Consider the following 7313-nt stretch of genomic DNA (forward strand, 5'->3'; position numbering starts at 1 on the left):
CAGGTTGAACAGAATGTTCAGACGGCCTTGGCCAAAAGCTGTTTCAATGGCTTTAAGATTTGCCATGCCTGCGCTTTGAGTTGCGGCTGCATCAGCAGGCGGGCGGGGTGGGGAATGACGAAATGCGGCCGCTCTGCGCACAATTCGTTCATCAGCCCGATCATGTCGGGGCTGTCGAAGATTTTGCCGAGGAACAATACTGCGCGCGCTTGCGAAGCGGTCAGCTCGTTTTGCATTTCGGCAAGCTCGGAGCGGATGTGTTCGGCATCGGGCAGGGCAGTGAATACGGGCGCGGTTTTGACCCATGCGGTTTTGTGCGCCTGCTCGGGCTTGAGGCCGATGGCGGCGAGGATGTTGTCGAGAAGCGTGCCGACATCGCCGCTAAACAGTGTACCGTGCAGGCTGTCTTCGGTGGACGGGCAAATGCTGACCACCATGATTTCAGACGGCCTGATGGTTACGTCAAGGCGGGGCAGATTGTCTGAATGCGCGGCTTTTTCTGTTTTTGTCGGTGTTTCGGCAATGGCTTTGGGTGCTGCTTCGGGAGCGCGGACAGCCGGTTTGGCCGCTTGCGCAGTAGCGATGGCGGCAGTGCGTGCCTGATGGGCACCTGCGGATAAAGTGCGCACGGTTTGCGCGGTATCGGCAGCAATGGTTTTGGGGCGGACGGGTGCGGCTGATGTTGCGGTTTGAGGCGCGGCATGGATGATTTTGGCGTTTCGGTTCAGCCACATCGGGCCCAAGCCCAAGGCTTCGTGCAGGTGCAGATAGCGGCTGCTTAACATGATTTCTCCATCAATACGGCATCTTCGCTGCCACCGTCGGGCAGGGCGTAGTAGTTTTTGCGGCGACCGCAGGTTTGGAAGCCGTGTTTGCGGTAGAGCTGTTGCGCGGTTTCATTGCTTGCGCGGACTTCGAGCAGCAATCGGGTTGCGTCTTGCTGTTGCACTGCGTTTTGCCAGTGTTGTAGCAGGGCGGATGCAATGCCTTGTCGGCGGTATTCTGGCGCAACGGCAATCAGGTGCAGCTCGGATTCGTCAAACACGGTTTGCCACACGATAAAGCCGGTAATTTGGTGGTTGGTCTGGCTGAGCCAAACGCTGTCGGGATGGTGTTGAACCGCCGACTCAAACTGTTGCGCCGTCCACGACGAGGGATTGCCTTGTGCGTCGATGGCGGCAAGGGTGGGGCAGTCGGCAAGTACGGCTGGGCGCAGGTTCACGGTTTGGCCTTTTGTTGGGCTTGCTCTTGCGCGGTCAGGGCAATTTTGTTGCGGACGTAGAGCAACTCGGCGTGTGCCGCGTCAGTAGCAATATAGCGGCCGCTGCGGGCAAGTTTAAGATAGTCGGCGGCGGTCGGCATATCGGCTTGACCGTCAAAAGGCGGTTTGTCGGCGAGGGCAAAGGCATTACCGATGCCGCCGCTAGGCGTTTGGCCTTCGGGCGCGGCAATGGCGGAGGCTTTGCCAACCGTGTAATCGCTCAAGCGGACGTGGTTTTGCGTATCAAACCATGCGTAGAACACTTCGCCCATACGCGCATCTGTGGCTGCCAGTACACAGCTTGATGGTGGCAACAGCGAAGCGGCGGCATCGAGGCAGGGAATGCCGATCATGGGCGTGTCAAACGGCGTGGCCAAACCTTGTGCAACCGCCGCGCCGATACGCAGGCCGGTAAATGCGCCGGGGCCCTGTGCATAAACGATGCAGCCCAAATCGGCGGCCGTGATGCCTGCTTCTTTAAAGAGGCGCTCGATTTGCGGCAGGATTTGTTCGGATTGCTTGGTGCCGACGTTTTCATGAAACAGGCGGATTTCGCCTTGATGTTCCAATGCGATGGACAAAAAGGATGTGCTGGTGTCGATAGCAAGAGTCGGGCGGTTGTCGGTTGGCATGATGTTATTTTTTAGAAGGATATGGATTGCCATTATAGTGGAACGGCGAGGGGGAACAAAGCATTCGGGCGGCGCTTGGGTAAAAACGCCGTTTGCCGCAAAGCTATTCGATAAGTGAACCAAGGTTTCAGGCCGTTTGAAAACGTTTCAGACGGCCTTGTTTTATTTGTCGAGTTTCAATAAAGGCGAACCTGCTTTTTCAACGGCGCGGCGGTAGGCTTCATGCGCTTCGATGCGCTGCAAATAGGCACGGATATTGGGGTAGTCGGCAAAATCGAAGCGGTCGGCCGCGGCTTGCAGCGGATAGCTCATCATGATGTCGGCACCGCTAAGGCTGTTGCCGACCAACCATTCGCGGTTTTCCAACTCGCTGTTGATGTGGGCAAGATGCAGGGCGGCTTGCGGATGGATAAAGCTGCTTTTGACGCTACTGCTGATTTTGCGGGCAATCGGTTTGACGAAAAACGGCATGGGCGCGCTTTCAATCCGGCGGAACACCAGTCCGAGCAGCAATAACGGCATCAGCGAACCTTCGGCATAATGCAGCCAGCGTTGATATTGCCAGTATTCGCGGCTGCCGCGTTCGGGCATCAGACGACCGTTGCCGTAGGTTTGAATCAGGTAGTCAGTAATCGCGCCGCTTTCCGCCAAGATAAAGCCGTCATCATCCAATAAAGGCGATTTGCCCAAGGGATGGATGGCTTTGAGTTCGTCAGGGGCGAGCAAAGTGTCAGGATGACGGCAGTAGGTTTGCAGGCGGTAGGGCGTACCGAGGATTTCAAGCAGCCAAACAATGCGCAGGGCGCGGGATTGCTCGAGAGAATGTAGGGTAATCATGAGGGACTTTAAATATCGGTTTGTTTGAGGTTGTCTATGCTGATTTGGCAGGCATCGGCGTATTTTTGCAGGGTTTTGGCCGGTAGTTTGGCGAATACTTCGGGGCGGAAATGCCGACGAAGCTGCCATTTCCATACACCTGCCGCCATGGCCAAGCCGGTTTCATCATAACGGCAGCGGAACATATGGTAGTACAGCGGAGAATACTCGCCTTTTTCGACGGCTTCGCGCGCGGCCTGTGTTTGGGCATCGAGTTCACACACTGCCATTTCGGTGGCGTAGGCTTCATCCTGCCAACCGTTGCTGGTGGCCGCTTCGTAGTGGCCGTCGCGGGTGCCGTAGATGACTTTGCGGTGGCCGTGGTAGCTGGCGCTGTTGTCTTGAGGGATGTCGTCAATCTTCATTCAGACGGCCTTTACTGCTTCCAAAAGCATGAAACATGTTGAAAAGCGTCCGCTTTCCGGAACGTAACACAGGATTTTTTGGCCGTGTTCGATGGGGAAAGTGCGCATAAATTCTTCAAGGATGATGTAAATCGAGGCCGAACCCGTGTTGCCCTTGCTATGCAGATTGGTAAACCATTTTCCCTGCGGAATGTCGAAGCCGATATTTTTCAGGCCGTCTGAAAGGCGGTCGCGGAAAAAGCCGGAAGAGTAGTGGGGCAGGAACCAATCGATTTCTTCGGCGCGGATGCCGTGTTTGGCGGCGATTTGGGAGAGGGGTTTTTCCACCGTATAGCGGACGATGTTTTCGTTCAACAGTTTGACGTCCTGTTTGACCGCCATCAGGCTGTGGCGGCGGCCGTAATCGGCATCGGCGTGTTTCCAGCCTTCAAATACGCCGTCGCGGAATTCTGCGCCGGCATACATACAAGGTGGCATTTCGTTGGCGTAGGAAAGCAGGTCTATCCAGCGGATTTTCAGGCTGAGGCCGTCTGAATTGGGGCGGTCGGACAGATACACCGCGCCTGCGCCGTCAGACAGCATCCAGCGCAAAAAGTCTTTTTCAAACCCGATTTCGGGGGACGCGTTTTCCAGTTTTTTATGGTCGGTTTCACTTTGGAACACTTCGCCGCGCATGACCGCCGAAGCGTTTTCGGAAGCAACGGAAACCGCATGTGCGTGTTCGCCGGTGCGTACGGCGTTGTAGGCGTGTTTCATCGCCGCCATACCTGCCGCGCATACGCCTGCCATGCTGAACACTTCGCAAGGCGGCATATCCAGCAAACCATGCACCATTACGCCGTGTCCGGGCATGGTTTGGTCGGGATAGGAAGTGGCGCAGGCCAGGCTGCCGATGGCTTCTGCCGCAACGCCTTGGGCAAACAGGCCGTTGACCGCTTCGGCGGCCAATTCGGCATTGGTGTGCGTCGTGCGGCGGCTTTCGGGGTCGATGGCGTAATGGCGCGACAAAATGCCGTTGGAGCGCAAAATCATACGGCGCACGCGTGAAGGCACATCGCCTGCCATGCCGAGGACGGCTTCCATTTCGTCATTGCCGACAGGGGCGTTGGGCAAAAAGGCAGAAACGCGGTTGAGATAAACGTCTTTGAGTGTGTTATTCGATGTCATGATGTGTTTGTCAAAATAATCAACCGATAAACCGCGCCGCGTAGTCGCAGCTTGCAGTCAACGGGATGTGTTGTGTTTCGGCGTATTCCATCAGCGCGTCCACCAGCAGTTTGGCAATGCCGCGATGACGGAAGTTGGGCGAAACCTCGGTATGGTTTACGTCCCAGCCGCCGTTGTGTTCGGTATAGCTGATATAGCCTGCTTCCAAACCGTCAATGTCGATTTGAAAGCGACGGCGTTCGGGGTAGTGGATAACTTCGGGCATGATGGATTCCTGGTTTGAGGCCGTCTGAAAAGTATTATCTGCCTGACGGTTGCGCATAATAGTCCGCCAGCTTTTTCAGACGGCCTTTGAGCAGTGGATGCAGCAGTTTTTTCAAAATTACGCTGACGGGTAAAACTACCAAAATCATCGCCAATAAAAAGACGATGTAGAAGCACAGCAGCGCACGGCGCAAAAGTGGAGAAATACGGCCTGCCGCCATCAAAAGCTTGCCCCAGACGAAGAAGCTGCGGCCGGCGGCGCGTTCGCTGAAAATCAGTTTTTCATTCACTGTCACCGCGCCCATGTTTTGAAACAGGGTTTCGTCCAAAGGCTGTTGGTTTAACAGTGCATCGCGCAATTTCGCACCAAACCGCGCCGCATCCGCCAATTCTTCTTCAGCAATGCCGGCGGAGGGCAGGGAGCGGAAATAGCGTTTGTCGCCGGTCAGCATCCAGGCGGGCGTGGTAATGAAACTGGCCGCGCTGTTGCAGGCATCGATTTTTACGATGTTGCCGATGAGTTTGGCGCCGTTTTGTTTCAGCAAAGATTTCATTTTCTCTTGCGCGCCCAGCCACATATTGCGGCAGCCGATAAGCGTGATGACCGGTTTGCCGTCCAGCAGGCGGTGCGTTTCTTCGCGTTGCAAAAAGGCGGTCATCGGTTGCGAAGGGGAGAGGAACCAAACGGTGTAGGCAATGGCCACCACATCGTAATTTTCGGACGGAATGTGCGGCGGCAGAATCGGGGCGGGTTTTAAATGGACGGTTTCAGGAAAGGTATCGAAAAAACGCCAAAACGGCCACGGAAACGGAAACGCCTGCTCCGGTACGATATTGACGCAATCGACCTGTATGCCGGCTGTTTGCAACGGCGTGGCAAAATTTCGCGCCAGGCTGGAGAGCTGCCCCGTTTGCGAGTAATGCACAATCAGCACTTTTTTCATTATCTTCCCTGCAATGAGTAAGTTATGGTTGGTTTGGACGGTATTATATAGTAAACCGACCGGCCTTGAACTTTATTCATATTCAGTATGTTCGCGAAGGTTTCAGCCGATTTGGATGGAAGCGCCGTATTCTGTCGGAATGGGGCGGTAAAGCGGATTTTTATGCCATGCCAACATGAACAACGGCCGTCTGAAAATTTTCAGACGGCCTTGTGTGGAAATCGGGACGCATGGTCTGGAATGGGATTTGCGCTAAGTATGGCGTGCAAATCGTATAGATAAAAAAATAACCGCTTCAAGGCGGTTGGTGGTGGCCAGAGGCGGAATCGAACCGCCGACACACGGATTTTCAATCCGTTGCTCTACCAACTGAGCTATCTGGCCTTCGCGTGTTTCGTTGCGAGATGTGAATTAAACCAAATTTCGTTGCCTTGTGCAAGCGTTTGCAGGCTTTATTTTTGAGGCGGTAAATTAAGATTTTGTTTTGTATTGAATTATTTTTCGTTTTAATTGGCGGTTTTGGGGTTTGCCGGTTTGATTTTCAGACGGCCTAAGATACAATCGGCTTTTTTGCTTTGGATTTATGCCATGCTGTATATGTTTGTTCGTGATATGTGGGATGTTTTGCGTTTGCGCTATCGTTCGCCGGAGACGTATTTGTATTCGCCTTTGGTGATGGCGGCGGTGTTGCTGCTGTTGGGTGTGGTGAACGCGGCCAGCATGTCGCCTTTGTTTGGCAGTGGCGCGGCGGCGGTGTGCCTGTCGGTGATTTTGGTGATGGTGAAATGGTTGGTGTTGAGCCGCTCGATGCGCAAGGTGCTGCATTATTACGGTGCGCCCCGACTGCCTTTGTGGGGCTTTATTTTGGTGTCCGAGGCTTTGTTGCTGCCGCTGTTGCTGGTGATGTATGTGCCGGCGTTGGCTGCGTTTGCGCTGTTGTGGCAGGCTTGGGTGTTTGTGGTGCAGGTACGCGGTTTGATGTGGATGGGGAATGCGACGGTAGGCCGTGTTTTAGTGGGTTATGTGTTGTATGGTATCGGCATGTTGTGCGTGGGTACGGTGATTTTGATGTTGTTTATTAACGCCGGTTGGTTGGACATGGAAACGTTAAAACAAAACCTGCAGGCGGTGATGTCTGCCCGTCAATAATCAATGAAATTTGGAAGGCCGTCTGAAATGTTCGGACGGCCTTTGTTTTATGTGTTTGTTTCGTGGTCTTGCAGGATTTTTTGATAGACGGGTTCGGGGAGGTAGCGGCCTATCATGTCGCGCCAGCCTTGGGGGCCGACCAGGCCTTTGACCATGGTGGAGGATACTTCGGCGATTTCGCGCGGCGGCATCAGGAAGACGGTGGAGATTTCGGGGGCGATGTCGCTGTTGATGTAGCGCATCGAGCGTTCGTATTCGTAGTCGGCGGCGGAACGGATGCCGCGGACGATGAAATTGGCGTTGGCTTCGCGGGCGTAATCGACCAAAAAGCGGTTTTCAAACACGCTGATGCGGACGTTGGGGAACGGGTGGGTAATGGCATCGAGCATGGCGCGGCGTTCTTCTATGGTGTAGGTGCTGCGCTTTTCGGGATTGGTGCCGATGGCGACGATGAGTTCGTCAAAGAGGGATTGGGCTTCCTGTATCATCCACAGGTGGCCGAGGGTGGGAGGGTCGAAGCTGCCTGCGTACACGGCACGGCGCGGAGTGGTCGTGGTCATTTTGGGTTGGGAATGGGGTTTGTGTACGTTCAGGATAGGGGAGTTTGCCGGTGATGTCAAAAATCAAAAAGGCCGTCTGAAATTTCAGACGGCCT

Annotated in this window: 10 protein-coding genes and 1 tRNA gene; 1 reads left to right on the plus strand and 10 read right to left on the minus strand. The window is 54.6% G+C overall.

The window, feature by feature from the left end; genetic code table 11:
- Positions 1-17: 17 nt before the first annotated feature.
- From HMPREF2696_RS04780 to HMPREF2696_RS04820, 9 genes are all read right to left on the minus strand, one after another.
- Positions 18-785, minus strand: coding sequence for a uracil-DNA glycosylase family protein (locus tag HMPREF2696_RS04780; protein ID WP_004518962.1), 768 nt, complete (start codon positions 783-785; stop codon positions 18-20).
- Complete coding sequence (gene rimI, locus HMPREF2696_RS04785) at positions 779-1222, minus strand: ribosomal protein S18-alanine N-acetyltransferase (protein ID WP_004518961.1); 444 nt, start codon at positions 1220-1222, stop codon at positions 779-781. The genes HMPREF2696_RS04780 and rimI overlap by 7 nt, the downstream gene beginning before the upstream one ends.
- Positions 1219-1893, minus strand: coding sequence for a tRNA (adenosine(37)-N6)-threonylcarbamoyltransferase complex dimerization subunit type 1 TsaB (gene tsaB, locus HMPREF2696_RS04790; RefSeq protein ID WP_039861921.1), 675 nt, complete (start codon positions 1891-1893; stop codon positions 1219-1221). Before tsaB ends, rimI begins: the two co-directional genes overlap by 4 nt.
- 162 nt (positions 1894-2055) lie before the next feature.
- Positions 2056-2730 carry a glutathione S-transferase family protein gene (locus HMPREF2696_RS04795; protein WP_004518958.1) on the minus strand — a complete coding sequence of 225 codons (675 nt, stop codon included), beginning with the start codon at positions 2728-2730 and terminating at the stop codon, positions 2056-2058.
- Between the two features lie 8 nt (positions 2731-2738).
- Positions 2739-3134, minus strand: a complete 396-nt coding sequence (locus HMPREF2696_RS04800) for a DarG family dialkylresorcinol biosynthesis protein (protein WP_004518957.1) — start codon at positions 3132-3134, stop codon at positions 2739-2741.
- Complete coding sequence (locus HMPREF2696_RS04805) at positions 3135-4301, minus strand: beta-ketoacyl-ACP synthase III (RefSeq protein WP_049336655.1); 1167 nt, start codon at positions 4299-4301, stop codon at positions 3135-3137. It lies immediately after the preceding gene.
- A gap of 19 nt (positions 4302-4320) precedes the next feature.
- Complete coding sequence (locus HMPREF2696_RS04810) at positions 4321-4566, minus strand: GNAT family N-acetyltransferase (protein WP_049336668.1); 246 nt, start codon at positions 4564-4566, stop codon at positions 4321-4323.
- A gap of 34 nt (positions 4567-4600) precedes the next feature.
- Positions 4601-5509 (minus strand): hypothetical protein, encoded by a 909-nt coding sequence (locus HMPREF2696_RS04815; protein WP_004518954.1) that lies wholly within the window; start codon positions 5507-5509, stop codon positions 4601-4603.
- A gap of 308 nt (positions 5510-5817) precedes the next feature.
- Positions 5818-5893 (minus strand) — tRNA-Phe (locus HMPREF2696_RS04820).
- A 204-nt stretch (positions 5894-6097) separates the two neighbouring features.
- Between HMPREF2696_RS04820 and HMPREF2696_RS04825 the strand changes: the two genes are divergently transcribed.
- On the plus strand, positions 6098-6658 hold the full coding sequence (locus HMPREF2696_RS04825; RefSeq protein WP_039861919.1) for a hypothetical protein: 561 nt from the start codon (positions 6098-6100) through the stop codon (positions 6656-6658).
- Between the two features lie 47 nt (positions 6659-6705).
- On the opposite strand, the gene coaD is transcribed toward HMPREF2696_RS04825, so the two are convergent.
- Positions 6706-7218: a pantetheine-phosphate adenylyltransferase gene (coaD, locus tag HMPREF2696_RS04830; protein WP_039861918.1), complete on the minus strand. Its 513-nt coding sequence runs from the start codon at positions 7216-7218 to the stop codon at positions 6706-6708.
- Between the last annotated feature and the right edge of the window lie 95 nt (positions 7219-7313).

It is taken from the genome of Neisseria sp. HMSC058F07, assembly GCF_001810035.1.
Classification (GTDB): domain Bacteria; phylum Pseudomonadota; class Gammaproteobacteria; order Burkholderiales; family Neisseriaceae; genus Neisseria; species Neisseria perflava.

Coding starts and splice junctions, on each gene's coding strand:
- HMPREF2696_RS04780 (WP_004518962.1), bottom strand. CDS start 785: ATGTTAAGCAGCCGCTATCTGCACCTGCACGAAGCCTTGGGCTTGGGC.
- HMPREF2696_RS04815 (WP_004518954.1), bottom strand. CDS start 5,509: ATGAAAAAAGTGCTGATTGTGCATTACTCGCAAACGGGGCAGCTCTCC.
- HMPREF2696_RS04810 (WP_049336668.1), bottom strand. CDS start 4,566: ATGCCCGAAGTTATCCACTACCCCGAACGCCGTCGCTTTCAAATCGAC.
- tsaB (WP_039861921.1), bottom strand. CDS start 1,893: ATGCCAACCGACAACCGCCCGACTCTTGCTATCGACACCAGCACATCC.
- HMPREF2696_RS04800 (WP_004518957.1), bottom strand. CDS start 3,134: ATGAAGATTGACGACATCCCTCAAGACAACAGCGCCAGCTACCACGGC.
- coaD (WP_039861918.1), bottom strand. CDS start 7,218: ATGACCACGACCACTCCGCGCCGTGCCGTGTACGCAGGCAGCTTCGAC.
- HMPREF2696_RS04825 (WP_039861919.1), top strand. CDS start 6,098: ATGCTGTATATGTTTGTTCGTGATATGTGGGATGTTTTGCGTTTGCGC.
- HMPREF2696_RS04805 (WP_049336655.1), bottom strand. CDS start 4,301: ATGACATCGAATAACACACTCAAAGACGTTTATCTCAACCGCGTTTCT.
- HMPREF2696_RS04795 (WP_004518958.1), bottom strand. CDS start 2,730: ATGATTACCCTACATTCTCTCGAGCAATCCCGCGCCCTGCGCATTGTT.